Source organism: Microbacterium sp. 13-71-7, assembly GCF_002257455.1.
Classification (GTDB): domain Bacteria; phylum Actinomycetota; class Actinomycetes; order Actinomycetales; family Microbacteriaceae; genus Microbacterium.
The window spans coordinates 1-1,339 of the sequence record NZ_NCKN01000413.1 but is presented as its reverse complement, the minus strand read 5'-3'; the positions used below and the strand labels follow the sequence as shown (position 1 = coordinate 1,339).

At 70.4% G+C, this 1,339-nt stretch carries 1 protein-coding gene; it reads left to right on the top strand.

Going from position 1 to position 1,339, the window contains the following annotated elements; genetic code table 11:
- The coding region (locus tag B7X32_RS20900; RefSeq protein ID WP_292724158.1) for a cytochrome b/b6 domain-containing protein at positions 1-1,079 on the top strand (1,079 nt) is incomplete at its 5' end.
- Positions 1,080-1,339: the final 260 nt, after the last annotated feature.

Here is a 1,339-nt window from a genome sequence, read left to right as displayed (position 1 = left end):
CTTCGACGGAGGCGACGGAGGCCGCCGTCGTCGCACCCGCCGTCGCTGCTCCCGCCCCGGCACCGGCTGCGCCGGCGACCGCCGTCGCTGCTCGCCCCGACGTCTCCACGCCGCTGCCGTTCACGCGCACCGTCTGGAACGGGTCGGCGCCGCGTCGCGCCGTCGCGGAGCCCGCGGCATCGAAACTCCGCCCGACCTGGCCGCAGGCGATCAGCGGCCTCTTCGCCGCGGCAGGCCTCGCGGTCCTGGCCGGGGCCGCGATCGTGCTCGTGCGCGCGTTCCTCAGCCTGCCGTTCATGCAGGACTTCCTCACGACCTACCCGGGCGAATACCACCTGCCCGCGGGGGCGCCCGTCGGGATCCCCGGGTGGATCGGCTGGCAGCACTTCTTCAACGTGTTCCTGATGACGCTGATCATCCGCTCCGGACTGCAGGTGCGCACCCAGAAGCGCCCGACGGCGTTCTGGACGCCGCGCGGCAACCCCAAGGGCAAGATCAGCCTGACGCTGTGGTTCCACCAGGGGCTCGACCTGCTCTGGATCGTCAACGGCGTGATCTTCGTGGTGCTGCTGTTCGTCACGGGGCAGTGGATGCGGATCGTGCCGACGAGCTGGGACGTGTTCCCCAACGCGCTCTCCGCGGCTCTGCAGTATGTGTCATTCGACTGGCCGACCGAGAACGGCTGGGTCAACTACAACAGCCTGCAGCAGCTCGCTTACTTCACGATCGTCTTCCTCGCCGCGCCCGTGGCCATCGCCACGGGGTTCCGGATGTCGGGGCTGTGGCCGAAGAAGGCGGAGGGCCTGTCGAAGGCGTATCCGATCGAGCTCGCGCGCGCGGTGCACTTCCCGACCATGCTGTTCTTCACGGCGTTCATCGTGGTGCACGTGGCGCTCGTGCTGCTCACCGGCATGCTGCGCAACCTGAACCACATGTTCGCCTCGCAGGACGCGGTGACGTGGACCGGCTTCTGGGTGTTCGTGCTCTCGCTCGTGGTGATCGCCGGAGGCTGGCTCGCCGCGCGACCGCTCGTGATCGCCCCCATCGCGAAGGTGTTCGGCCAGGTGTCCGGCCGGTAGATCCGCGCGGGCAGGTTCTTCGCGGGCGGGTTCTTCGCGGCGGGTGCTTCGCGGGCGGCTTTCTTCGCCCACGCCCCCTCGCAGCATCGAGGCCCCCTCGCAGGAGCGAACCCCCGTGGGGGCGTGGATGCTCAGAGGGGGCGTCGGCGCAGAAGCGTGCCCCGGGGGTTGCGTAACCCCTCCCGGTCGCGAACCCGTCCACGCCCCCTCGCAGCATCCACGCCCCCTCGCAGCGTCGAGGCCCCCTCCTAGCGGCGGAC